Genomic DNA, 23,752 nt, shown 5'->3' on the forward strand with positions numbered 1-23,752 from the left:
TCAGTAAAAAGCCCATCCTGACGGATGGGCTTTTTGCGTTTTTATCGTTATTTATCCGCAACGCCTAATCTCGCAGGAATAACGCAGAACGGGCGCTATATTACGCCCATTGCTGAAATACTCACTGCCATTGCGCTTCTGCCAACCAGCGTAGAATAAACGCCGCGATCTGCGGAATATCGTTTAAATCTAACTGCGGGAGTGATGTCTCTAATGGAGTATCGCTGACTACCGCAATCACATGCTCATCCAGGACGAGCTCCTCGACACGATGCCCACCCTGTTGCCGAAAAAGCAGGAGCTTCGCTACCGGCTCATGCTTAAACCCTTCAACCAGAACCAAATCCAGCGTTGATGCATCCATCCTGCTAACCAGCCAGGCTAAATCCACCTCTTCTTCATCCGGCGTTTCAGTCATTAGCGCCCAGCGTTGTGAACTGGCGACAATCGTTTGAGCTGCCCCGGCTTTACGCAATTCATAGCTGTCCTTACCCGGCAGATCGACATCCATATTATGATGGGTATGCTTGATCAAACCCGGACGCAGGCCAGCAGCACACAATGCGGGGATTAATTTTTTTAACAGCGTTGTTTTACCGGTACCACTCCAGGCGGAAATGGCGAGAACGGGGATCATGATTGCTCCTGTATGCCCTGCAAGTCATCAAGGGTATTGACGTTAATAAAGGCCGGGCGGACATCGCTGAAATCAACGCGATGTCCGCCGCTGTTGCGCATAAAAGCCATCACGCGTCGTTCGCCTGCGGCAAGATATGCCGCCAGATCGGGCATTAAACATCGATGCATCAGGGTAATAGCGGGATGATCGCGTTCTCCGTCGTAAACCCAGACGACGGGAGCGGTCTGTTTCTGCTGTATAAAGCGCTCAGCCAGGAATGAGGGGATAAAGGGGGTATCGCAGGGGCAGAAGAGGAACCATTCGCTCTGTGTCTGCTGCATCACGGATAGCATACCGGCTAATGGCCCCGGGAAGTCAGAGAGACTGTCGGAATACACCGGATACCCGCTTTCATACCAGCGTTCCAGATTACGGTTGGCACTGATAACCAGGTGGGTCACCTGAGGAGATAACGCATCTGCAACATGGCGCCATAATGGCTTACCATCGAGTAGCTGCAATCCCTTATCCGCACCTCCCATCCGCGTGGCCCTTCCGCCTGCTAATATAACGCCGGTTATGACCTCGCCTTGCATATCAATATCGCCTCTTTCATTGTGGGATTGACCCTGTTAAGTTGTCGCTATCAAGAGTAAGGAGCATGACCATGAAATGTAAACGTCTGAATGAAGTAATTGAACTCCTCCAGCCAGCCTGGCAGAAAGAGCCGGAGCTGAACCTGATGCAATTTTTGCAGAAACTCGCAAAAGAGGCCGGTTACGACGGCGAGCTGGTCGATCTTTCCGACGATATCCTGATTTATCATCTGAAAATGCGTGATTCGGCAAAAGAAGCCGTTATTCCTGGTATTCAGAAAGATTACGAAGAGGATTTCAAAACGGCCTTATTGCGCGCTCGCGGTGTGATTAAAGAGTAAAAGGTTGTAAGTGCTGCCGCGGAACGAGTTATGAGATGATATCCTGAACTATTCCTAAGATTATCGGATGTCAGGATGCACGATAAGGCTTTTAATTTTCAGACGCTAAACCCGGATACCATCGTCGATGGGCTATTCGATCTGGGGATGCGAGTGGACTCCGGGCTCACTCCGCTTAACAGCTATGAAAACCGCGTTTACCAGTTTCAGGACGAAGACCGCCATCGCTATGTGGTGAAGTTCTATCGTCCTGAACGTTGGTCTGCCGAACAGATCCTCGAGGAACACCAGTTTACCCTCCAGCTCAAGCAGGAGGATGTTCCTGTTGCTGCGCCATTATTTTTCAATGACAGTACTCTTCATCAGCATCAGGGCTTCTATTTTGCCGTGTTCCCCAGCTTAGGTGGGCGCCAGTTTGAATCGGATAACCTCGATCAAATGGAGTCCGTCGGCCGTTATCTGGGGCGCTTGCACCAGACCGGGCGCAAAGCGCGTTTTGTCGCGCGCCCTGAGATAGGCGTGAATGAGTATTTGTTCGCGCCGCGGGACGTTTTTGAACACTCAACGCTGATCCCCTCAGCTCTGAAGAAGGACTTCCTCCGCGCCGCAGATAAGCTGATTGCTGCCGTTATCGCTCAATGGCACGGCAACGCGGACATTCTGCGTCTGCACGGCGATTGTCATGCCGGTAATATTCTCTGGCGCGATGGTCCGCTTTTTGTTGATTTAGATGATGCCCGCAACGGTCCGGCCATCCAGGATCTGTGGATGCTGCTGAACGGTGATAAAGCCGAGCAGCGAATGCAGCTGGAGATGATTGTTGAAGCTTATGAAGAATTCAGTCCGTTCAATTCAGACGAAATCGCCCTTATCGAACCTTTACGCGCCATGCGGTTAGTTTATTATCTGGCATGGTTGCTCAGGCGCTGGGACGATCCTGCTTTCCCTATTAATTTCCCCTGGCTTACCGGGGAAGATTACTGGCGGGGGCAGACAGCAACTTTTCTTGAGCAGGTGAAGGTTCTGCAAGAACCCCCTCTTCAGTTAACGCCAATGTATTAATCAGATATTTCCAGGAGAGACGTAAACATGAAAAAAATTTGGCTGGCGCTGGCTGGTATGATTCTGGCTTTTAGTGCTTCTGCGGCCCAGATCACCGACGGTAAGCAGTACATCACCCTTGATAAGCCCGTAGCCGGCGCGCCTCAGGTTCTTGAGTTCTTCTCGTTCTACTGCCCGCACTGCTATCAGTTTGAGGAAGTGCTGCACGTTTCTGATAACGTGAAGAAAAAGCTGCCGGAAGGCGCCAAAATGACCAAGTACCACGTTGAATTCCTCGGACCTTTGGGTAAAGACTTAACCCAGGCATGGGCCGTCGCGATGGCGCTGGGCGTTGAAGATAAGATCACCGTGCCGATGTTTGAAGCGGTACAGAAGACCCAGACCGTGCAGACCGTGGCGGATATTCGTAAAGTCTTCGTTGACGCTGGCGTGAAAGGCGAAGACTACGATGCGGCATGGAATAGCTTTGTCGTGAAATCCCTGGTTGCTCAGCAGGAAAAAGCGGCTGCTGACTTCCAGCTGCAGGGCGTACCGGCAATGTACGTCGACGGCAAATATCAGCTGAACCCGCAGGGAATGGATACCAGCAATATGGACGCCTTTGTCGCCCAGTATGCGGATAGCGTTAAGCAGCTGGTTGAGAAGAAGTAAAAAAAAAGCCGGTCACTGACCGGCTTTTTTCATATCTCTCTTAAACCGCCTGTGGAGGTGGCATGGTTATCAGGTTCAACGCTCTTCGCGTCCTTTTGTCCGCATGATTTCCGTCAGCTGACAGTCTTTCTCTTCCCACAGTTCATTCAACCAACGCTGGAAACGGCGCTTAAAGTTTTTGTCATTCACGTAGTCGCCGTGCAGATCTTCCGCCACGGGAATGAGATTAACGCGAACAACAATACGCGTCAGTCGACCGCTTAACATATCGTAAAATGGCCTCTGGTTGTTCTCCGGATAGCAAAGCGTGACGTTCAACAGCTTATCGAACTGAGCACCGAGCACGTTCAACGCCATCGCGATACCTGCGGCCTTCGGTGGCAATAAATTGCGATAAGGTGAACGAGTTTGCCGCTGCTTATCTTCGGTAAAACGCGAACCTTCTACAAAATTGACGATGGTCGTCGGATGCGAGCGAAATTTCTCGCAGGAGCGGCGAGTGGTTTCAACATCTTTACCGCGACGCTCAGGATGGCGAATTAAATAGCCTCGCGAGTAGCGACGCATAAAGGGCATATCCAGCGCCCAGCAGGCAAGCCCGATAAAAGGTACCCACGCCAGCTGTTGCTTAAGGAAGTACTTATTCATAGGGATATGCTTGCGAAACAACACGCAGAGCACCACGATATCCGCCCAGCTGTGATGATTGCTGATAAGCAGATACCAGTTTTTCTTGCTCAGCCCTTCAAGACCTTGCACGTCCCACGTCAGTCTGGGATTCAGATAGAGCAGCAGTGCCAACCCTTCGCACCAGCAATACATCATGAAATTGCAGAAACGGGAAATCGCATGCCATACCGCAGGGATGGGGACAAGAAGTTTAATCAGCCCGGCGATGATTATCGGTACGGAACAGATAATGGTGACTAAGATGGTAAGGGCGATACTCAGCGGAAGTGTTATTGCAGCGAGTAATCTCGACATAGTTAGTTTATTCAGAAAGTTAGGCTGATAAAGAGCGCAGTTAAACCGTGCAAGAGGCTGATTTTACCAGAAAACGCAGCAAATGACGGGTCTTACCAGAACAGAAAAAACGGCGGATCTTATATCCACATGGAACATTGAGTCATTAGAAAGGTATTAAAAGCAAGGATCAATCATTAACTTTATGATAAATAAACTTAAATTATGTTTTTTGTTATTTTATTTCAGACCAGACAGCTATCCTTATAAAACTATGCACAAAGTTATCCACAGATATTACTGCCGCACGATCGACCGGATCAACGAATCTTTTTGGTGAAATGCGGGAAAAATTCAGGTTTTCAGGCCTGTCTGTGGCATCCTTTACCCATAATCTGATAAACAGGCACGGAAATTATGGTTCAGATCCCAGAAAACCCACTTATCCTCGTTGACGGCTCCTCTTACCTCTACCGGGCGTATCACGCTTTCCCGCCGCTGACTAACAGCGCCGGAGAACCGACAGGCGCTATGTATGGCGTGCTGAATATGCTGCGAAGCCTGATCCTCCAGTATCAACCCACGCACGCCGTTGTGGTTTTTGATGCCAAAGGGAAAACTTTCCGTGACGAACTGTTTGAGCATTACAAATCCCATCGTCCGCCGATGCCGGACGATCTGCGGGCGCAGATCGAACCGCTGCATACTATGGTGAAAGCGATGGGGCTGCCGCTGATGGCTGTGCCTGGCGTCGAAGCGGACGATGTGATCGGAACTCTGGCGCGCGAAGCAGAAAAAGCGGGCCGCCCGGTGCTCATCAGTACCGGTGATAAAGATATGGCGCAGCTGGTCACGCCGGGAATTACCCTGATTAATACCATGACCAATACCATTCTTGGCCCGGAAGAAGTAGTGACGAAGTACGGCGTTCCGCCAGAGCTGATTATTGACTTCCTGGCGCTGATGGGCGACTCCTCCGATAACATTCCAGGCGTACCCGGCGTGGGCGAGAAAACGGCCCAGGCGCTGCTGCAGGGGCTGGGTGGGCTGGATACGTTGTACGCTGAGCCAGAAAAAATTGCCGGTTTGACTTTCCGCGGCGCCAAAACGATGGCGGCGAAACTGGAGCAGAATAAAGAGGTGGCCTACCTCTCGTATCAGCTGGCGACGATTAAAACCGACGTCGAGCTGGATCTGAGCTGTGAAGAGCTGCACGTGCTGCCGCCGGCGGCGGATGATCTGTTGGCTCTGTTCAAAAAATATGAATTTAAGCGCTGGATCACCGATGTTGAATCCGGCAAATGGATGCAGTCAAAAGGCGTTAAGCCAGCTGCAAAACCGGCTGAAGCGGCGGCAGTAGCGGAAGAAGAAGCCGAGGTGGTAGCGACACTGTCTGCGGAAAACTACGTCACTATTCTTGATGAGCAGACGCTGATCGAATGGATCGAGAAGCTGAAAAAAGCGCCGCTGTTTGCGTTTGATACCGAAACGGACAGCCTGGATAATATCTCCGCCAATATGGTCGGCCTGTCGTTTGCCATTGAGCCCGGCGTTGCAGCCTATGTACCGGTTGCGCATGATTATCTCGATGCACCGGATCAGATCTCCCGCGAACGCGTACTGACGTTGTTGAAACCTCTGCTGGAAGACGAGAATCTGCTGAAGGTCGGGCAAAACCTGAAATATGACCGTGGAATTCTGGCGAACTATGATATTGAGCTACGCGGCATCGCTTTTGACACCATGCTGGAATCCTACATTCTTGATAGCGTGGCGGGCCGCCATGATATGGACAGCCTTGCCGACCGCTGGCTGAAGCATAAAACGATTACCTTTGAAGAGATTGCAGGCAAAGGTAAAAATCAGCTCACCTTTAACCAGATCGCGCTGGAAGAAGCTGGCCGCTACGCGGCGGAAGATGCCGACGTCACTCTGCAGCTGCACCTGAAGATGTGGCCGAAGCTGCAGCAGCATGAAGGTCCGCTGAATATCTTTAAGCATATTGAGATGCCGCTGGTACCGGTGCTCTCTCGCGTGGAACGTAACGGCGTCAACATTGATCCGGCTGTACTGCACGCTCATTCGCAGGAGATCGCCAGGCGCCTGATCGAACTGGAACAGAAAGCCTACGAGATCGCTGGTGAAGAGTTCAATCTCTCTTCACCCAAACAGCTTCAAACTATTTTGTTTGAAAAACAAGGCATTAAACCGCTGAAGAAAACACCGGGCGGTGCGCCTTCAACCTCCGAGGAAGTGCTCGAAGAACTGGCGCTGGACTATCCGCTACCGAAAGTTATTCTCGAATATCGCGGACTGGCGAAGCTGAAGTCGACATATACCGACAAGCTACCGCTGATGATTAACCCCAAAACCGGCCGCGTGCATACCTCTTATCACCAGGCGGTAACGGCGACGGGGCGTCTCTCCTCCACCGATCCTAACCTGCAGAACATTCCGGTGCGTAACGAAGAGGGGCGTCGTATTCGTCAGGCATTTATCGCGCCGCCGGATTACCTCATCGTCTCTGCCGACTACTCGCAAATTGAGTTGCGCATTATGGCGCATCTGTCGCGTGACAAGGGGCTGCTGACCGCGTTTGCGGAAGGTAAAGATATCCACCGCGCAACGGCGGCAGAGGTCTTTGGCCTGCCGCTGGAGAGCGTAAGCAGCGAGCAGCGTCGCAGTGCCAAGGCGATTAACTTTGGTCTGATTTATGGCATGAGCGCATTTGGCCTCGCACGGCAGCTCAATATTCCGCGCAAAGAAGCGCAGAAATATATGGACCTCTATTTTGAGCGCTATCCGGGCGTCCTTGATTACATGGAGCGTACCCGGGCACAGGCAAAAGAGCAGGGCTATGTCGAAACGCTGGATGGCCGTCGCCTTTACCTTCCGGACATCAAATCCAGCAACGGCGCCCGTCGTGCCGGCGCCGAACGTGCGGCGATCAACGCCCCGATGCAGGGGACGGCGGCTGACATTATCAAGCGCGCAATGATCGCCGTTGATGAATGGCTGCTGACCGAGAAGCCGCGGGTGCGGATGATCATGCAGGTGCACGATGAACTGGTCTTTGAAGTGCACAAAGATGACCTTGATGCCGTGGCGAAAAAGGTGCACGAACTGATGGAGAACAGCACCACGCTGGCGGTACCGCTGCTGGTGGAAGTAGGAAGCGGAGAAAACTGGGATCAAGCGCACTAAGTATTCAGTGGATAAGGTGATTTTCTGTAAGTAAGCAACATAACTTATAGCGTTTTGTGATGATCATTTGAATTTGCTATGTAAAGAGTGAAAAAAAACTACAAAAAGTGCTTTCTCCGTAACCGAAAGAAGAGTAGAGTTAATGACGTAGGGTACAGAGGTAAGATGTTCTATCTTTCAGACCTTTTACTTCACGTAATCGGATTTGGCTGAATATTTTAGCCGCCCCGGTCATTTATGACCGGGGCGTTTTTTATTGCGCGAAAGAAAATTTTGGCGGACTGCGGTGGGCTGATGATGCAGCCCGGATAAGGCGTCAGGCGCCGCTATCCGGGAAAACAACGGCGATTACTCTCCGTCGGCGATCTCTTCCTGAGGAGGGATCTCATTAAACCAGCTGTCGAGCTTCTGACGCAGCTTATCCACGCCTGTTTTTTTCAGCGAAGAGAAGGGTTCAACCTGCACATCGCCGTTAAAGGCAAGAACCGCTTCACGCACCATATTCACCTGCGCTTTACGTGCGCCGCTGGCCAGCTTATCGGCTTTGGTGAGCAGAACCAGAACCTGGATATCGCTTTCTACCGCCCATTCGATCATTTGCTGATCGAGGTCTTTCAGCGGATGACGGATATCCATCAGCACCACCAGTCCTTTCAGGCACAGACGTTTCTCCAGGTATTCACCCAGCGCGCGCTGCCATTTGATCTTCATCTCCTCCGGGACCTGAGCGTAGCCGTAACCCGGCAGGTCGACCAGGCGTTTGCCTTCGGCGACTTCAAACAGGTTGATTAGCTGGGTGCGGCCAGGGGTCTTAGAAGTACGCGCCAGGCTTTTCTGGTTGGTGAGCGTATTCAGGGCGCTGGATTTCCCCGCATTTGAGCGACCAGCAAAGGCAACTTCGATACCCGTATCGGATGGAAGATGGCGGATATCGGGTGCGCTGGTGACAAAATGCGTCTGTTGATAGTTCCAGTTAGTCAAGACTGTCGTCTCCGTTAAATAAGGCTATGGCGGGGATTATACCTGAACAGCAGAAAAAGGCTGTTTTTACCGCATCCTCTGTCGTAAGTAAAAACCCCTCTCTTTGTGAGACATTGTCCATTCAATGTCGAGGCAATCGATGAGAAACAACGGGGGTTGGTCGTGTTAAAACATTAAAAATCATACAATTAACACTATAGAACAATCTTAAATAGCTATTTTTACTCTGAGGGTTGGTTGTAGGATGGGATTAAAACGGTAAAGTAAGGGGCACAGGCAAGGAAGCCGACAGGATAGTGACTCAGGATGAGTTGTCAGGAGCGCCAGGAGGGCGAAGACCCGGGATTAATGTCAGGATGACCAACGTCTGGAGACGTTTTAACAAGGAAAAGGACATAACAGGGACTGTTATTGGCTAAAGGAAAGACAGGGTGCGTCGTGAGCTAACAGGGAAAGTGGAAACCCGCTAAGGGTTATCAGTGAGGAAAAAGGCGGCAGAGTAATCTGTCGCCTTTTTTCTTTGCTTGCTTTCTGCTAGATTCCGCCTCAATTCTATACTGAAGAAAACGAATCTGAAGATTACCTATATGAAAAAACCGACATCCGTACCCCGTGGCAAAACGCATCGCAAGACACGTGAAGAAATGAATCAGGAATCCCGCGATCGCAAACGCCAGAAGAAACATCGTGGTCACGCGGCAGGAAGTCGCGCAACCGGCGGTGATGCCGCGTCATCCGGCAAAAAACAGAGCCAGCAGCAAGATCCGCGTATTGGGAGTAAAAAACCGATTCCGCTGGGCGTGACTGAAAGCACCCCGGCTACTAAGCAGCACAAACCGAAGAGCGAGAAACCTATGCTTTCACCACAGGCTGAGCTGGATTTGCTGGAAAACGATGAGCGCCTGGACGCGCTGCTGGAACGTCTGGAAGAGGGGGGCACCCTGAATGCTGAAGAGCAGTCGTGGGTCGATGCCAAACTCGATCGTATTGATGAGCTGATGCAGCAGCTTGGCCTGTCCTACGATGATGACGAGGATGAGGAAGAAGAAGAGCGTCAGGAAGATATGATGCGTCTGCTGAAGGGTGGAAACTAACGTTTGCACTCAATCGGATTCCCGGTCCTGCTTATAACCCTTTTGGTTGTATGTTATCTGCTGTGGTTATTCGTTAAACTACGACGGTTGTCGCGGCGTCAGAAATGGCTGCGCAACCGGCTCATCACCCGAGGTGCGGTTGGGCCGGGGCGGCGTACCCGCCGACGGCACCATCGGAAGGAGTGAGCATGTCTGTGCAGTTAATCGACTGGGATCTGGCCCTGATCCAGAAATATAACTATTCGGGGCCGCGTTATACCTCATACCCCACCGCACTGGAGTTTTCACCTGAGTTTGGTGCGGCAGAATTTGACGAGGCGGTAGCTCGCTACCCGCAGCGTCCGCTATCGCTGTATGTGCATATTCCGTTTTGTCACAAGCTCTGCTATTTCTGCGGCTGCAACAAGATTGTGACTCGCCAGCAGCATAAAGCCGACCAGTATCTGGATGTGCTGGAGCAGGAAATTATTCATCGCGCGCCGCTCTTTGCCGGGCGTCAGGTGAACCAGCTGCACTGGGGCGGCGGTACCCCCACCTACCTGAATAAAGCGCAAATCAGCCGCTTAATGCAGTTGCTGCGCAGCCATTTCAATTTTAACGCCGATGCAGAGATCTCGATTGAAGTCGATCCGCGCGAAATTGAACTGGATGTCCTGGATCATCTCCGATCGGAAGGCTTCAACCGGCTGAGCATGGGCGTGCAGGACTTCAATAAAGAGGTTCAGCGGCTGGTTAACCGCGAGCAGGATGAGGCGTTTATCTTTGCCCTGCTCAACCACGCGCGTGAGATTGGTTTTACCTCGACGAATATCGATCTGATTTACGGCCTGCCGAAACAAACGCCGGAGAGTTTTGCCTTTACGCTGCAAAAAGTGGCCGAGCTCAACCCCGATCGTCTGAGCGTATTCAACTATGCGCATCTGCCGACGCTCTTTGCCGCTCAGCGTAAAATCAAAGAGGCCGACCTGCCTTCGGCGGAACAGAAGCTCGATATCCTGCAGGAGACCATTGCCTCCCTCACCGACGCCGGCTATCAGTTTATCGGTATGGATCACTTTGCCCGTCCGGATGACGAGCTGGCCATTGCTCAGCGCGACGGCGTCCTGCACCGCAATTTCCAGGGTTATACCACCCAGGGCGATACCGACCTGCTGGGGATGGGGGTGTCGGCGATCAGCATGATTGGCGACTGCTACGCGCAGAACCAGAAAGAACTGAAGCTTTACTATCAACAGGTGGATGAAACCGGAGATGCGCTCTGGCGCGGCATCGCGCTGACCCGCGATGACTGTATTCGTCGTGACGTTATTAAGGCGCTGATTTGCCAGTTCCATCTCGATTTCTCTGCGGTAGAAACGCGGTGGGAACTGGATTTCCAGCGTTATTTTGCCGACGATCTGGCGCTGCTGGCACCGCTGGCAAAAGATGGGCTGGTGGATGTCGATGACAAGAGCATTCAGGTGACGGCGAAAGGCCGTCTGCTGATTCGCAACATCTGCATGTGCTTTGATGCCTATCTGCGTCAGAAAGCGCGGATGCAGCAGTTCTCCCGCGTCATTTAACTCTGCAATGCCGGGCGGCACTTCGTTTGCCCGGCCGACGGATTCTGTAGGCCCGGTAAGCATAGTGCCACCGGGCATGACATTTACTCCATTCCTAACTCTTTCAGCTTGCGCGTTAGCGTATTACGTCCCCATCCTAGCAGTCGCGCGGCTTCCTGCTTATGCCCTTGCGTATGACGCAGGGCAGTAGTCAGCAGCGTCCGCTCCATCTCCGGCTGCGCTTCAGAAAGCAGGTTTTGATGACCGGAACGCAGAGCGCGGTCGGCCCACTGCCCCAGTAACGTTGCCCAGCTGTCCGGCTGCATATGCGTCGGGCTATCGGGAATTGCGGTTTCAAACAGTTCGCTGGGAAGATCCTGCGTCAGAACCTCCTGGCCTGCTGCCATCACCGTCAGCCAGCGGCAGGTGTTCTCCAGCTGGCGGACGTTACCAGGCCAGGCTAAACGGGTGAGCGCGGTTTCCGTCTCCGGATGCAGCTGCTTGGCTTCGACCCCCAGTTCGCGGGCGGCAATTTGCAGGAAGTGCCGCGCCAGGCGGGGAATATCTTCCCGGCGCTCGCGCAGCGGCGGGAGATGAACGCGAATCACGTTCAGGCGGTGGAACAGATCCTCACGGAACTTTCCTTCCTGCACACGCTGCTCAAGGTTCTGGTGGGTTGCCGCAATAATTCGCACGTCTACCTTCACCGGCGCATAGCCGCCAACGCGATAGAACTGGCCATCGGCCAGAACGCGCAGCAGGCGCGTCTGCACATCGAGCGGCATATCGCCGATCTCATCGAGGAACAAAGTCCCGCCGTCAGCCTGCTCAAAACGTCCCTGACGCACGGTATTGGCGCCGGTAAATGCCCCTTTTTCGTGACCGAAAAGCTCAGATTCGATCAGGTCTTTTGGGATAGCAGCCATATTCAGTGCGATAAACGGCGCTTTTGCCCGCGGGCTATGACGGTGCAGGGCGTGCGCAACCAGCTCTTTACCGGTACCGGATTCACCGTTGATCAATACGCTGATTGATGAACGCGACAGGCGCCCGATGATGCGAAAGACGTCCTGCATCGCCGGCGCTTCGCCGATGATATCGGCCGTCGGGCTGGTTATCGTGATATTGCGCGGCTGCTGCTGCTCCTGATAGTGGCTGATAGCGCGATCGACCAGAGCGACCGCTTCATCAATATCAAAAGGTTTGGGCAGATAGTCAAAGGCACCTTGCTGATAGGCGCTGACCGCGGCGTCCAGATCCGAATGCGCGGTCATTATGATGACCGGAAGCATTGGGTGACGCTGTTTAATTTGTTTCAGTAACGCCAACCCATCCATTCCCGGCATCCGGATATCAGATAACAGTACATCCGGGGTTTTGGTGGTGAGTGCCTCAAGCACCTCGTTGCCGCTTTCAAACGTTGTACAACTTAAGCCTGCTCCGGTGAGCGCGCGTTCAAGCACCCAACGGATGGAGCTATCGTCATCAACGATCCAGGCTATCCCTCGTTGCATAAACACCTCTACTTCCGAATAGGCAGGTACACCGAGAATTCGGTATGTCCTGGCCAACTGGTAAATTCAATTTTGCCGGAGTGCTGATCGATAAGACTGCGGGCAATGGAGAGCCCCAGACCGGTACCGCCTTCGCGACCGCTAACCATGGGATAGAACAGCGTATCCTGTAAGTGGGACGGAATTCCCGGGCCGTTGTCCTCAACGTCAATCCGCGCGGTAAGGCGGTAACGTACGCCGTGCAGCGTCAGCTGAAAGGCGGTTCGGGTACGTAGGATGATCTCGCCACCTTCTGGCCCCAGCGCCTGCAGCGCGTTGCGTACGACATTCAGCAGAACCTGTTCGATCTGGTCCGGGTCATGAGGAAGTTCCGGCAGGCTCGGATCGTAATCGCGGACCAGTTTGACGTTATCCGGCAGTTCCATCGAGACCAGCTTCACAACCCGTTCGGCGACCTTATGGATGCTTTCGGTCACGTGCATCCCTGGATGCTGCGGCCCCAGCAGGCGGTCGACCAGATTTCTTAAGCGATCGGCCTGTTCAATAATAACGTTGGTGTATTCCATCAATGCCGGGTCAGGCAGCGCTTTACTCAGCAATTGCGCAGCGCCTCTCAGGCCGCCTAAAGGGTTCTTGATCTCATGGGCCAGCCCGCGAACCAAATCCCGCGCCGCGATTTGCTGGGCGTGCTGCAGTTGCTCCTGGCTCAGGCGTCGCTGGTTATCCATCGGAGCCATCTCCAGCAGGATATAGCCTTCAGGCAGGCGCTGTGCCGTCAGAGACAGGATATGCGAGCGGCCATCGATAACCAGCGTCACTTCGTTGTCGGTAAAGCCCTGGCCCGCCAGCAGGCTTTCCTGCATCAGGCCGATATTCAGTGAAAAGTAGCTCAACAGTTCCGGAAGCGGCGTGCCAAAGAGCTTACGTGAACTTTGCGCCAGCAGCTGCTGCGCGGCCGGGTTCGCGTAATGCACCGCCAGGTCGTCATCGACCAGTAAGATACTGTTGATTAAAGAGTTAAGGATCTGCCCAGCATCGGGCTGAGTGCCTGTTGCCATCTGACAGTCTCCTGAAAAGAGTGCACTATTTTAGTGCAGTATAGCTTTTTATAGGTAAAAAGCGCATGAGATCAGAGTGTTGGTGGAGAAAAAAGCCCATCCTGAGATGGGCTGAAAGTTTCCACGGCAACAAAATATCCACGGTACCCCACGCCACAACACGGAATACCGGGGATTTACAGCAAAATCAGACGCTGTAGTACAGTTCGAATTCAACCGGGTGCGGAGTCATACGTACGCGGTCGTTTTCTTCAATACGCAGGGCGATGTAAGCATCGATAGCGTCGTTGGTGAACACGCCGCCAGCGGTCAGGAACTCACGGTCAGCGTCCAGCGCGTTCAGTGCTTCTTCCAGAGAGCCTGCAACCTGTGGGATCTCTTTCGCTTCTTCCGGCGGCAGGTCGTACAGGTTTTTGTCCATCGCTTCGCCCGGATGGATTTTGTTCTTGATACCGTCAAGGCCTGCCATCAGCAGTGCTGCGAAGCACAGGTACGGGTTAGCCGCCGGGTCCGGGAAGCGCACTTCGATACGGCGTGCTTTCGGCGAGGTGACTACCGGGATACGGATGGAAGCGGAACGGTTACGGGCAGAGTAAGCCAGCATGACCGGTGCTTCGTAACCCGGGACCAGACGCTTGTACGAGTTGGTGGTCGGGTTTGCCAGGGCGTTGATCGCTTTAGCGTGCTTGATAACGCCGCCGATGTAGTACAGCGCTTGTTCAGACAGGCCTGCATACTTGTCGCCAGAGAACAGGTTAACGCCGTTCTTGGACAGAGACATGTGGCAGTGCATACCGGAACCGTTGTCACCGAACATTGGCTTCGGCATGAAGGTCGCGGTTTTACCGAAACGGTGCGCAACGTTGTGCACAACGTATTTGTAGATCTGAATTTCGTCCGCTTTTTTGGTCATGGTGTTGAAACGGGTCGCGATTTCGTTCTGACCCGCGGTAGCCACTTCGTGGTGGTGAGCTTCAACAACCAGGCCCATCTCTTCCATGATCATACACATGGTAGAACGGATGTCCTGAGAGGAGTCAACCGGCGGAACCGGGAAGTAACCGCCTTTCACGCCTGGGCGGTGGCCTTTGTTACCACCTTCGTATTTGGTGGAGGAGTTCCATGCGCCTTCGATGTCGTCGATAGCAACGTGGGAGCCAGAAATAGAGGCACCGAAACGGATATCGTCGAACAGGAAGAACTCTGGTTCTGGCCCGAACAGAACGGTGTCCGCCAGACCGGTAGAGCGCAGGTATTCTTCCGCGCGTTTGGCGATGGAGCGCGGGTCACGGTCGTAGCCCTGCAGCGTGCCTGGTTCCAGGATATCACAGCGGATGATCAGCGTCGGTTCTTCATAGAACGGGTCGATCAGCGCAGTGGTCGCATCCGGCATCAGAACCATGTCAGATTCGTTAATACCTTTCCAGCCACCAATCGAGGAGCCATCAAACATTTTGCCTTCTTCGAAGAATTCGGCATTTACCTGATGAGAAGGAATTGTGACGTGCTGTTCTTTACCTTTGGTATCGGTGAAGCGCAGATCGACAAACTTCACTTCGTGCTCGTTCAGCATCGTCAAAACGTGTTCAGCGGACATACTTAAACTCTCCCGGATTGGTCATTGTCGTCGTGGTAACGAAAACTTTTTAACTGCTTAATGTGGCGTTGTTGCCTTAAAAAAGATAAAGCGAAATCTGTGCCAACTTTTAAATTGCCCCCAAAAGGCGTTATCATGCACTCCATCGTGCAAAAGGGCTGCACCATTATGAATGCATTGCACCAATATAGTGCAATTGTGTGAACATTGGGCACTAATTTGGTGCAATTGACCTTGAATAACCCTTTTAACGCTCCGTGAAAGCGATCACAAAGAAACTCTGCAATACTTGTTTGTGGAGGATGTTTGTGATCCTGTTTTGTACTGCGATTAATCCGTGTACAATAACGCGCTATTTCTAATGCCTGAGGCAAAGTTGTGATCGAAAATTTGCGTAATATCGCCATCATCGCGCACGTTGACCATGGTAAAACTACCCTGGTTGATAAGCTGCTGCAGCAATCCGGTACGTTCGACGCGCGTGCCGAAACTCAAGAGCGAGTGATGGACTCCAACGATTTGGAGAAAGAGCGTGGGATTACCATCCTCGCGAAAAACACCGCCATTAAATGGAATGACTACCGTATCAACATCGTTGATACCCCTGGGCACGCCGACTTCGGTGGTGAAGTTGAGCGTGTAATGTCCATGGTTGATTCCGTTCTGCTGGTTGTTGACGCAATGGATGGCCCAATGCCGCAGACGCGCTTCGTAACCAAGAAGGCATTTGCTCATGGCCTGAAGCCCATTGTTGTCATCAACAAAGTTGACCGTCCTGGCGCGCGTCCTGACTGGGTTGTCGATCAGGTATTCGACCTGTTCGTTAACCTCGACGCGACCGACGAACAGCTGGACTTCCCGATCGTTTACGCTTCTGCGCTGAACGGTATTGCGGGTCTGGATCACGAAGATATGGCTGAAGATATGACTCCGCTGTATCAGACCATCGTCGATCGTGTTCCGGCGCCGAACGTTGACCTTGACGGTCCGCTGCAGATGCAAATCTCCCAGCTGGATTACAACAACTACGTTGGCGTCATTGGCATCGGCCGCATCAAACGCGGTAAAGTGAAGCCAAACCAGCAGGTCACTATCGTTGATAGCGAAGGCAAAACCCGTAACGGTAAAGTGGGTAAAGTTCTGACCCACCTGGGCCTGGAGCGTATCGACAGCGATATTGCTGAAGCGGGCGATATCATCGCGATCACCGGTCTGGGCGAACTGAACATCTCTGACACCATCTGCGATCCGCAGAATGTTGAAGCGCTGCCGGCGCTGTCAGTCGATGAGCCAACCGTATCCATGTTCTTCTGCGTTAACACCTCTCCGTTCTGTGGTAAAGAAGGTAAGTACGTTACCTCTCGTCAGATTCTTGACCGTCTGAACAAAGAGCTGGTGCATAACGTGGCGCTGCGCGTTGAAGAAACTCCGGATGCTGATGCATTCCGCGTTTCCGGTCGTGGTGAACTGCACCTGTCAGTTCTGATCGAAAACATGCGTCGTGAAGGTTTCGAAATGGCGGTTTCCCGTCCGAAAGTTATCTTCCGCGAAATCGACGGCCGTAAACAAGAGCCGTTCGAGAACGTAACGCTGGACGTTGAAGAGCAGCATCAGGGTTCTGTCATGCAGGCTCTGGGTGAGCGTAAAGGCGACCTGAAAAACATGAATCCAGATGGCAAAGGCCGCGTACGTCTCGACTACGTGATCCCAAGCCGTGGCCTGATTGGCTTCCGTTCTGAGTTCATGACCATGACCTCCGGTACCGGTCTGCTGTACTCCACCTTCAGCCACTACGACGACGTTCGTGCGGGCGATGTAGGTCAGCGTCAGAACGGCGTACTGATCTCCAACGGTCAGGGTAAAGCGGTTGCGTTTGCACTGTTCAGCCTGCAGGACCGCGGTAAGCTGTTCCTGGGTCACGGTGCTGAAGTTTACGAAGGCCAGATCATCGGTATTCACAGTCGTTCTAACGACCTGACTGTAAACTGCCTGACCGGTAAGAAACTGACCAACATGCGTGCTTCCGGTACCGACGAAGCAACGGTTCTGGTTCCGCCAGTTAAGATGACCCTGGAGCAGGCTCTGGAGTTCATCGATGACGACGAACTGGTAGAAGTGACTCCAACTTCCGTCCGTATCCGTAAACGTCATCTGACCGAGAACGACCGTAAACGCGCAATGCGCGGTGCGAAAGAAGATTAATTTCCGCTTCTTGTCGATATCAGAACCCCGCCTTGATGGCGGGGTTTTTTTTTGCCCTGGCGCGATAGCCGCCCGTCAGTCAGCAGATAGTTACGCGCTTTCCGAAGAGAGGCCGGTCACATTTATCCCCAAAGAATAACGGAGATATTGTTTTTTTTTTGCACGTCGGAGTAAGATTCAGGAACTGGTTTAAACCAATTGGGTTAAACAATGACAACAAATCTGTCTACCGTCGAAAATGCGAAAGAAAAATTAGATCACTGGCTGAGGGAAGGGCTCACCGCGCCCGGCGGTAAACTCCCCTCCGAACGAGAATTAGGCGAACTGCTGGGTATAAAGCGTATGACCCTGCGGCAGGCGCTCCTGAGCCTGGAGGCTGAATCGAGAATCTTCCGTAAAGATCGGAAGGGCTGGTTCGTCACCCAGCCTCGTTTTAACTATAGCCCGGAGCTCTCCGCCAGCTTTCAGCGCGCCGCGCTTGAACAAGGTCGGGAACCCTCCTGGGGATTTATTGAAAAAAGCCGCACGGCAAATTACCCCGAGGCCGCGCGACCGCTTCTTGCGACAGCGGCATCTGATGAGCTGTACCTCATCACCGGTTGGGGGGCGCTGGAAGGGCATAAAGTGTTTTATCACGAAACCTTTATTAACCCGAATGTCGCTCCGGGATTTATTGAACAGCTTGAAAACCAATCCTTCTCCTCGGTCTGGAAAAATGAGTATCAAAAGGACGTCGTAACTAAAAAACTGGTGTTTAAACCGGTCAGAATGTCTGGCGATATCAGTAAATTCATTGGCGGATCTTCAGGTATGCCGGCCATTCTTATTGAAAAACACCGGGCTGACAGTGATGGCAATATCATTCAGATAGATATTGAATATTGGCGGTTTGAGGCGGTTGACCTCTTTATTAACTTGTAGGTACGTTATGCTAACTCAATATGATGCAGAAAAAATCCTCGCCCGTGTCGATAATATTCCTCTTTATCTTCATGCCTATGCATATCATTTTAATATGCGGCTTGAGCGTATATTACCCGGCAATTTATTAGATATCGCCCATGAAAATAATCTGCGCGGGGTGAAAATTCATGTTCTCGATGGTGAAACGCGCTCCTTAGGTAAAATGAGTGATGCTGAACTGGCCGCTTTCTCAGAAAAGGCACGGAGATTACAGCTTGATGTCCATATAGAAACCAGCGCTTCAGATAAACACGCGATCGACCATGCAACGCATATCGCATTAAAAACGGGCGCCAGCTCCGTCAGATTTTACCCTCGCTATGAGGGGCATTTACAAGAGGTTCTGTCAAAAATCGCTCTTGATATCCAGTATCTGAAGGCGCGTTATCAGGATAGCGGGCTGACTTTTACTCTTGAGCAGCATGAAGATCTGAAAAGCCACGAGCTGACCGCATTAATAGAGCAAAGCGGTATGTCTTCGCTCTCTCTGCTTTTTGATTTTGCGAACATGATTAATGCCAACGAGCACCCGCTGCATGCATTCGAGGCGATGTCTCCGTTTATTACTCAGGTTCATATAAAAGATGCGTTAATTATGCCGCAGGATAACGGTCTCGGACATCAGGCCTGCGTCTCCGGCCAAGGAGATATGCCGTTTAAGGCGTTGCTCACCAGACTGATTTGCCTGGGCGACGAGCACCCCCAGGTGGTCGCCTACGGCCTGGAAGAAGAGGTGGACTACTATGCCCCGGCATTTCGCTTTGCCGATGAAGGCGACAACCCGTGGATCCCGTGGCGGGAAATGAGCGAAACACCGTTACCCGATGCCTCACAGCTGGAAACCCGGTTATTGAAAGAAAAAGCGGATGCTCTTCAACAGTTGGCATTTGTCAGAACAACGCTGCAGGAAATAAAAAGTGAGGCCAGCCGCATTATTAACTCTTAATTTTAATCTCTGATTTTTATTTTTTGATATGCCACCCGGCAGGCGTGGTCAGGGTTCTTTTTCCTTTAAAAACTAAATGATTGTAAAATCATTAAGGAATTATATGCTCACAAAAAAGAAATGGGCACTCTTTAGCTTATTGACACTGTGTGGCGGTACGATTTATAAACTGCCCTCGCTAAAGGATGCTTTCTATATACCGATGCAGGAGTATTTTCATTTGACCAATGGTCAAATTGGCAATGCGATGTCTGTGAACTCGTTTGTTACGACAATTGGTTTCTTTCTTTCAATCTATTTTGCCGATAAACTACCGCGCAAATATACCATGTCCCTTTCGCTTATTGCCACCGGGCTGTTAGGTATCTATCTGACAACCATGCCGGGATACTGGGGGATTCTCTTTGTCTGGGCACTATTTGGTGTCACCTGCGATATGATGAACTGGCCGGTATTATTAAAGTCGGTTAGTCGTCTGGGGAATAGCGAGCAGCAGGGGCGGTTGTTTGGTTTCTTTGAAACCGGACGGGGTATTGTCGATACCATTGTCGCTTTTTCTGCGCTGGCGGTCTTTGCCTGGTTTGGCAGCGGCCTGTTAGGGTTTAAAGCAGGGATCTGGTTTTATTCTATTATCGTTATTAGCGTTGGGGTCATTATCTTCTTCGTTCTGAACCAGGATGATGATGAGGTGAAAACGGCAGCCGTTGATAGCCCACAGGAAGAAAAGAAAAACACCAGTATGTCCTCCGTACTGAAAGATAAGACAATATGGCTGATTGCGTTCAACGTCTTTTTTGTCTATGCCGTCTATTGCGGGTTAACATTCTTTATTCCGTTCCTGAAAAATATTTATATGCTGCCTGTCGCGCTGGTGGGGGCTTACGGCATTATTAACCAGTATTGCCTGAAGATGATCGGGGGCCCCGTTGGCGGGATTATTTCGGATAAGATACTGAAATCCCCGAGTAAATATTTGTTCTACACCTTTTGTATCAGTACGGCTGCGCTGGTGGTCTTAATTCTGCTGCCGCATGAAAGTATGCCGGTTTATCTGGGAATGGCCTGCACATTGGGCTTTGGGGCAATCGTCTTTACTCAGCGTGCGGTCTTCTTTGCCCCCATCGGCGAGGCAAAGATTGCGGAAAGCCAGACCGGTGCCGCCATGGCGCTCGGTAGCTTTATCGGCTATGCCCCTGCCATGTTCTGTTTCAGCCTCTACGGCTATATTCTGGATCTTAACCCGGGCATTCTGGGGTATAAAATTGTCTTTGGTATCATGGCCTGCTTTGCGTTCTGCGGCGCCGTCGCCTCAGTATTGCTGGTGAAGCGTATTAACCAAAGAAAACGAGTCTTAGAGACCGCGGAGGCCTAGAGCCGGTTATCTGCCCTCACCTCGTTCGCTCAAAGCCGCAGATTTCTGCGGCTTTGCTTTATCCGGCGGGCATAAATCGTTCTGAACCTCGGTTTAAAAACCATACATAGTCAAATACCGCCTTTCCCGCTACAGTTAATCTTTCATGGCGCGCAAGGAGACAAAAATGCTCTATATCTTTGATTTAGGTAATGTGATTGTCGACATCGACTTCAACCGGGTGCTCGGGACATGGAGCGATTTGAGCCGCATCCCACTCGCGACGCTCAAGCAGCATTTCACCATGGGCGAGGCGTTCCATCAGCACGAACGCGGCGAAATTAGCGATGAGGCCTTTGCCGAAGCGATGTGCCATGAAATGAATATGCCGCTGAGCTATGAGCAGTTTTCCCACGGCTGGCAGGCCGTTTTTGTCTCTCTGCGCCCGGAAGTGACCGCGATTATGCAAAAACTGCGTGAGCAGGGACACCGCGTGGTTGTCCTGTCGAATACCAACCGCCTGCATACCACCTTCTGGCCGGATGAATATCCGCAGGTGCGGGCCGCCGCCGACCATATCTATCTTTCCCAGGAGATGGGAATGCGTAAGCCCGAGGCGCGGATCTATCAAAGTGTTCTGCAGTCTGAAGGTTTTTCTGCTGAAGATACGGTCTTTTTTGACGATAACGCTGATAATATAGCGGGGGCTAACCAGTTGGGGATCACCAGTATTCTGGTGACCGGAAAGGAGACCATTCCCGCCTACTTTGCGAAATAACTATGCTCAAAACCGTTCATCAAAAAGCAAAGCATCGCGTCCGGCCCCTGATGGCCTGGATAAAACTGCTGTGGCGGCGTATTGATGAAGACCATATGACGACGCTGGCGGGGAATCTCGCCTACGTGTCGTTACTCTCTCTGGTGCCGCTGATCGCCGTTGTCTTTGCGCTGTTCTCGGCATTTCCGATGTTCTCTGAGGTCAGCGGGCAGATTCGCCATTTTATCTTCGCTAACTTCATCCCGGCGACCGGGGATGTCATCCAGGGATACATCGAACAGTTTGTTGCGAACTCCAGCCGGATGACGGCCGTCGGCGCCTTCGGGCTGATCGTGACGTCACTGCTGCTGATGTATTCTATTGATAGCGCGCTGAACACCATCTGGCGCAGCACCCGCACCCGGTCCAAAATTTACTCGTTTGCCGTTTACTGGATGATTCTGACGCTGGGGCCGCTGCTGGCGGGGGCGAGCCTGGCCATCAGCTCTTATCTGCTGTCGTTGCGCTGGGCAAGCGAACTGAACAGCGTGATTGATGATGTGCTGCGTCTCTTCCCGCTGATTTTATCGTGGACGGCGTTTTGGCTGCTTTATAGCATTGTACCGACGACCCAGGTACGCAATCGCGATGCGATTATTGGAGCGCTGGTGGCGGCGCTGTTATTTGAGGCGGGTAAAAAAGCATTTGCCTTATATATCACGGCGTTTCCGTCGTATCAGCTGATTTACGGCGTTATAGCCGTGGTGCCTATTTTGTTTGTCTGGGTGTACTGGACGTGGTGTATCGTCTTGCTTGGGGCAGAAATTACTGTCACTCTCGAGGAATACCGCAAACTTAAAAAAGAAGAAACAGAATAACTATGATTGCATTAATTCAGCGCGTATCCCGTGCAAGCGTAACCGTGGAGGGCGAAGTGACGGGTGAAATCGGCCCGGGGCTTCTGGTGTTGTTGGGCGTCGAGAAAGACGATGATGAGCAAAAAGCGAATCGCCTGTGCGAACGCGTGCTTGGCTATCGTATCTTCAGCGACGCCGAAGGAAAAATGAACCTGAATGTGCAGCAGTCCGGCGGCAGCGTGCTGGTCGTCTCACAGTTCACGCTGGCAGCGGATACCGAACGGGGCATGCGCCCGGGTTTTTCCAAAGGGGCCGCTCCTGACAGAGCAGAAGCGCTGTATGACTATTTTGTCGCGCGCTGTCGCCAGCAGGAGATGAACACACAAACCGGGAGATTCGCTGCGGATATGCAGGTATCACTGGTAAATGATGGTCCTGTGACCTTTTGGTTACAGGTATGAGCCAGCTTCCGGGCCGGCTGCGGGTAACAAAAGAGAGTACAGCTATGTATCACCTTCGTGTACCGCAAACAGAAGACGAACTCGAGAGCTACTATCAGTTCCGTTGGGAGATGTTGCGCAAGCCGCTTCATCAGCCCAAAGGATCGGAGCGTGACGCCTGGGATGCGATGGCGCATCACCAGATGGTAGTGGATGAAGAAGGCAACCTGGTTGCCGTTGGGCGGCTATATATAAACGCGGAGAACGAAGCCTCTATTCGTTTTATGGCCGTACACCCGTCGGTGCAGGATAAAGGGTTGGGGACGCTGATGGCGATGACGCTGGAGTCCGTCGCTCGTCAGGAAGGCGTTAAGCGCGTGACCTGTAGCGCTCGCGAAGACGCGATGGATTTCTTTGCCAAGCTCGGTTTTGTTAACCAGGGCGAGATTACCACGCCAACCACCACACCTATCCGCCACTTCCTGATGATTAAACCGATCGCCTCGCTGGACGATATTCTGCATCGCGGCGACTGGTGCGGGCAGCTGCAGCAGGCCTGGTATCAGCACATTCCGCTCAGCGAAAAAATGGGCGTGCGCATTCAGCAGTACACCGGCAAAAATTTCATCACCACCATGCCCGAAGCCGGAAACCAGAATCCGCACCATACGCTGTTTGCCGGAAGTCTGTTTTCCCTGGCGACGTTGACCGGCTGGGGGCTGATCTGGCTGATGCTGCGCGAGCGGCATTTGGGCGGCACGATTATTCTCGCCGATGCCCATATCCGTTACAGCCAGCCGATCAGCGGCCGCCCGAGCGCAGTGGCCGATCTGGGGTCGCTCAGCGGCGATCTCGACCGCCTGGCGCGCGGACGTAAAGCCCGCGTGCAGCTGCAGGTTGAGTTGTTTGGCGGTGAGAGTCTGGGCGCCATTTTTGAAGGTATTTACATCGTTCTGCCCGCGAAGCCGTTTGGTTCGTATGAAGAGGGCGGGAACGAAGAAGAGTAATTCCCGTC

General features: G+C 52.3%; 22 protein-coding genes. 15 read left to right on the plus strand and 7 right to left on the minus strand.

The window, feature by feature from the left end; all coding sequences use genetic code 11:
- Positions 1-121 precede the first annotated feature (121 nt).
- A complete protein-coding gene (gene mobB / locus ROR01S_RS22040; protein ID WP_015585455.1) occupies positions 122-637 on the minus strand; it encodes a molybdopterin-guanine dinucleotide biosynthesis protein MobB in 516 nt (171 codons plus the stop codon).
- A complete protein-coding gene (gene mobA / locus ROR01S_RS22045; protein WP_015585454.1) occupies positions 634-1,215 on the minus strand; it encodes a molybdenum cofactor guanylyltransferase MobA in 582 nt (193 codons plus the stop codon). The genes mobB and mobA overlap by 4 nt, the downstream gene beginning before the upstream one ends.
- A gap of 71 nt (positions 1,216-1,286) precedes the next feature.
- On the opposite strand from mobA, the gene ROR01S_RS22050 reads away from it, so the two are divergent.
- The 3 genes from ROR01S_RS22050 (at position 1,287) to dsbA (ending at position 3,269) form a co-directional block, all read left to right on the plus strand.
- Positions 1,287-1,556: a YihD family protein gene (locus tag ROR01S_RS22050; protein ID WP_004869260.1), complete on the plus strand. Its 270-nt coding sequence runs from the start codon at positions 1,287-1,289 to the stop codon at positions 1,554-1,556.
- A 75-nt stretch (positions 1,557-1,631) separates the two neighbouring features.
- On the plus strand, positions 1,632-2,618 hold the full coding sequence (locus ROR01S_RS22055) for a serine/threonine protein kinase (protein ID WP_064359882.1): 987 nt from the start codon (positions 1,632-1,634) through the stop codon (positions 2,616-2,618).
- Positions 2,619-2,645: 27 nt separating this feature from the next.
- On the plus strand, positions 2,646-3,269 hold the full coding sequence (dsbA, locus tag ROR01S_RS22060) for a thiol:disulfide interchange protein DsbA (protein ID WP_004869264.1): 624 nt from the start codon (positions 2,646-2,648) through the stop codon (positions 3,267-3,269).
- Between the two features lie 75 nt (positions 3,270-3,344).
- Here dsbA and yihG read toward each other — a convergent pair whose 3' ends face one another.
- Positions 3,345-4,253, minus strand: coding sequence for a 1-acylglycerol-3-phosphate O-acyltransferase, YihG family (yihG, locus tag ROR01S_RS22065; RefSeq protein ID WP_044351428.1), 909 nt, complete (start codon positions 4,251-4,253; stop codon positions 3,345-3,347).
- Positions 4,254-4,649: 396 nt separating this feature from the next.
- On the opposite strand from yihG, the gene polA reads away from it, so the two are divergent.
- On the plus strand, positions 4,650-7,436 hold the full coding sequence (gene polA, locus ROR01S_RS22070; protein ID WP_004869269.1) for a DNA polymerase I: 2,787 nt from the start codon (positions 4,650-4,652) through the stop codon (positions 7,434-7,436).
- Between the two features lie 165 nt (positions 7,437-7,601).
- Positions 7,602-7,649, plus strand: a complete 48-nt coding sequence (gene spfP / locus ROR01S_RS27785) for a small protein SpfP (RefSeq protein WP_071892919.1) — start codon at positions 7,602-7,604, stop codon at positions 7,647-7,649.
- 135 nt (positions 7,650-7,784) lie between these two features.
- Here spfP and yihA read toward each other — a convergent pair whose 3' ends face one another.
- Positions 7,785-8,417, minus strand: coding sequence for a ribosome biogenesis GTP-binding protein YihA/YsxC (gene yihA / locus ROR01S_RS22075; RefSeq protein WP_004869272.1), 633 nt, complete (start codon positions 8,415-8,417; stop codon positions 7,785-7,787).
- A 587-nt stretch (positions 8,418-9,004) separates the two neighbouring features.
- On the opposite strand from yihA, the gene yihI reads away from it, so the two are divergent.
- Positions 9,005-9,511, plus strand: coding sequence for a Der GTPase-activating protein YihI (gene yihI, locus ROR01S_RS22080; RefSeq protein WP_004869274.1), 507 nt, complete (start codon positions 9,005-9,007; stop codon positions 9,509-9,511).
- A 188-nt stretch (positions 9,512-9,699) separates the two neighbouring features.
- Complete coding sequence (gene hemN / locus ROR01S_RS22085; protein ID WP_064359883.1) at positions 9,700-11,073, plus strand: oxygen-independent coproporphyrinogen III oxidase; 1,374 nt, start codon at positions 9,700-9,702, stop codon at positions 11,071-11,073.
- Positions 11,074-11,156: 83 nt separating this feature from the next.
- Here the strand turns inward: hemN and glnG are convergent, their stop codons facing one another.
- The 3 genes from glnG to glnA all read right to left on the minus strand — a co-directional run bounded on the left by glnG (position 11,157) and on the right by glnA (position 15,221).
- A complete protein-coding gene (gene glnG / locus ROR01S_RS22090) occupies positions 11,157-12,566 on the minus strand; it encodes a nitrogen regulation protein NR(I) (RefSeq protein WP_004869277.1) in 1,410 nt (469 codons plus the stop codon).
- An 8-nt stretch (positions 12,567-12,574) separates the two neighbouring features.
- The gene (gene glnL, locus ROR01S_RS22095) at positions 12,575-13,624 is read right to left on the minus strand and encodes a nitrogen regulation protein NR(II) (protein WP_004869278.1); all 1,050 of its coding nucleotides are present in this window, start codon (positions 13,622-13,624) and stop codon (positions 12,575-12,577) included.
- Positions 13,625-13,811: 187 nt separating this feature from the next.
- Positions 13,812-15,221, minus strand: coding sequence for a glutamate--ammonia ligase (gene glnA, locus ROR01S_RS22100; RefSeq protein ID WP_004127100.1), 1,410 nt, complete (start codon positions 15,219-15,221; stop codon positions 13,812-13,814).
- Positions 15,222-15,599: 378 nt separating this feature from the next.
- Between glnA and typA the strand changes: the two genes are divergently transcribed.
- The 8 genes from typA (at position 15,600) to fabY (ending at position 23,744) form a co-directional block, all read left to right on the plus strand.
- Positions 15,600-17,423 carry a ribosome-dependent GTPase TypA gene (gene typA / locus ROR01S_RS22105; RefSeq protein ID WP_004869279.1) on the plus strand — a complete coding sequence of 608 codons (1,824 nt, stop codon included), beginning with the start codon at positions 15,600-15,602 and terminating at the stop codon, positions 17,421-17,423.
- Between the two features lie 210 nt (positions 17,424-17,633).
- Positions 17,634-18,344: a GntR family transcriptional regulator gene (locus ROR01S_RS22110; protein WP_004869280.1), complete on the plus strand. Its 711-nt coding sequence runs from the start codon at positions 17,634-17,636 to the stop codon at positions 18,342-18,344.
- Between the two features lie 7 nt (positions 18,345-18,351).
- Positions 18,352-19,332 carry a sugar phosphate isomerase/epimerase family protein gene (locus ROR01S_RS22115; RefSeq protein ID WP_064359884.1) on the plus strand — a complete coding sequence of 327 codons (981 nt, stop codon included), beginning with the start codon at positions 18,352-18,354 and terminating at the stop codon, positions 19,330-19,332.
- A 103-nt stretch (positions 19,333-19,435) separates the two neighbouring features.
- A complete protein-coding gene (locus ROR01S_RS22120; protein WP_004869285.1) occupies positions 19,436-20,704 on the plus strand; it encodes an MFS transporter in 1,269 nt (422 codons plus the stop codon).
- A gap of 166 nt (positions 20,705-20,870) precedes the next feature.
- On the plus strand, positions 20,871-21,461 hold the full coding sequence (yihX, locus tag ROR01S_RS22125; RefSeq protein ID WP_004869287.1) for a glucose-1-phosphatase: 591 nt from the start codon (positions 20,871-20,873) through the stop codon (positions 21,459-21,461).
- Positions 21,462-21,463: 2 nt separating this feature from the next.
- Positions 21,464-22,318, plus strand: coding sequence for a virulence factor BrkB family protein (locus ROR01S_RS22130; RefSeq protein ID WP_004869289.1), 855 nt, complete (start codon positions 21,464-21,466; stop codon positions 22,316-22,318).
- Between the two features lie 2 nt (positions 22,319-22,320).
- Positions 22,321-22,758 carry a D-aminoacyl-tRNA deacylase gene (gene dtd, locus ROR01S_RS22135; protein WP_004869291.1) on the plus strand — a complete coding sequence of 146 codons (438 nt, stop codon included), beginning with the start codon at positions 22,321-22,323 and terminating at the stop codon, positions 22,756-22,758.
- Between the two features lie 44 nt (positions 22,759-22,802).
- Entirely contained in the window at positions 22,803-23,744 is a 942-nt protein-coding gene (fabY, locus tag ROR01S_RS22140; RefSeq protein WP_004869293.1) for a fatty acid biosynthesis protein FabY, read from the plus strand.
- Positions 23,745-23,752 lie beyond the last annotated feature (8 nt).

This window comes from Klebsiella ornithinolytica NBRC 105727 = ATCC 31898 (genome assembly GCF_001598295.1).
In the GTDB taxonomy this organism is placed as follows: domain Bacteria; phylum Pseudomonadota; class Gammaproteobacteria; order Enterobacterales; family Enterobacteriaceae; genus Klebsiella; species Klebsiella ornithinolytica.

What these genes read in the sequence shown, in the direction of transcription:
- mobB (WP_015585455.1), bottom strand. Translation starts at nt 637, where the DNA reads ATGATCCCCGTTCTCGCCATTTCCGCCTGGAGTGGTACCGGTAAAACA.
- mobA (WP_015585454.1), bottom strand. Translation starts at nt 1,215, where the DNA reads ATGCAAGGCGAGGTCATAACCGGCGTTATATTAGCAGGCGGAAGGGCC.
- ROR01S_RS22050 (WP_004869260.1), top strand. Translation starts at nt 1,287, where the DNA reads ATGAAATGTAAACGTCTGAATGAAGTAATTGAACTCCTCCAGCCAGCC.
- ROR01S_RS22055 (WP_064359882.1), top strand. Translation starts at nt 1,632, where the DNA reads ATGCACGATAAGGCTTTTAATTTTCAGACGCTAAACCCGGATACCATC.
- dsbA (WP_004869264.1), top strand. Translation starts at nt 2,646, where the DNA reads ATGAAAAAAATTTGGCTGGCGCTGGCTGGTATGATTCTGGCTTTTAGT.
- yihG (WP_044351428.1), bottom strand. Translation starts at nt 4,253, where the DNA reads ATGTCGAGATTACTCGCTGCAATAACACTTCCGCTGAGTATCGCCCTT.
- polA (WP_004869269.1), top strand. Translation starts at nt 4,650, where the DNA reads ATGGTTCAGATCCCAGAAAACCCACTTATCCTCGTTGACGGCTCCTCT.
- yihI (WP_004869274.1), top strand. Translation starts at nt 9,005, where the DNA reads ATGAAAAAACCGACATCCGTACCCCGTGGCAAAACGCATCGCAAGACA.
- hemN (WP_064359883.1), top strand. Translation starts at nt 9,700, where the DNA reads ATGTCTGTGCAGTTAATCGACTGGGATCTGGCCCTGATCCAGAAATAT.
- glnG (WP_004869277.1), bottom strand. Translation starts at nt 12,566, where the DNA reads ATGCAACGAGGGATAGCCTGGATCGTTGATGACGATAGCTCCATCCGT.
- glnL (WP_004869278.1), bottom strand. Translation starts at nt 13,624, where the DNA reads ATGGCAACAGGCACTCAGCCCGATGCTGGGCAGATCCTTAACTCTTTA.
- glnA (WP_004127100.1), bottom strand. Translation starts at nt 15,221, where the DNA reads ATGTCCGCTGAACACGTTTTGACGATGCTGAACGAGCACGAAGTGAAG.
- ROR01S_RS22110 (WP_004869280.1), top strand. Translation starts at nt 17,634, where the DNA reads ATGACAACAAATCTGTCTACCGTCGAAAATGCGAAAGAAAAATTAGAT.
- ROR01S_RS22115 (WP_064359884.1), top strand. Translation starts at nt 18,352, where the DNA reads ATGCTAACTCAATATGATGCAGAAAAAATCCTCGCCCGTGTCGATAAT.
- ROR01S_RS22120 (WP_004869285.1), top strand. Translation starts at nt 19,436, where the DNA reads ATGCTCACAAAAAAGAAATGGGCACTCTTTAGCTTATTGACACTGTGT.
- yihX (WP_004869287.1), top strand. Translation starts at nt 20,871, where the DNA reads ATGCTCTATATCTTTGATTTAGGTAATGTGATTGTCGACATCGACTTC.
- ROR01S_RS22130 (WP_004869289.1), top strand. Translation starts at nt 21,464, where the DNA reads ATGCTCAAAACCGTTCATCAAAAAGCAAAGCATCGCGTCCGGCCCCTG.
- dtd (WP_004869291.1), top strand. Translation starts at nt 22,321, where the DNA reads ATGATTGCATTAATTCAGCGCGTATCCCGTGCAAGCGTAACCGTGGAG.
- fabY (WP_004869293.1), top strand. Translation starts at nt 22,803, where the DNA reads ATGTATCACCTTCGTGTACCGCAAACAGAAGACGAACTCGAGAGCTAC.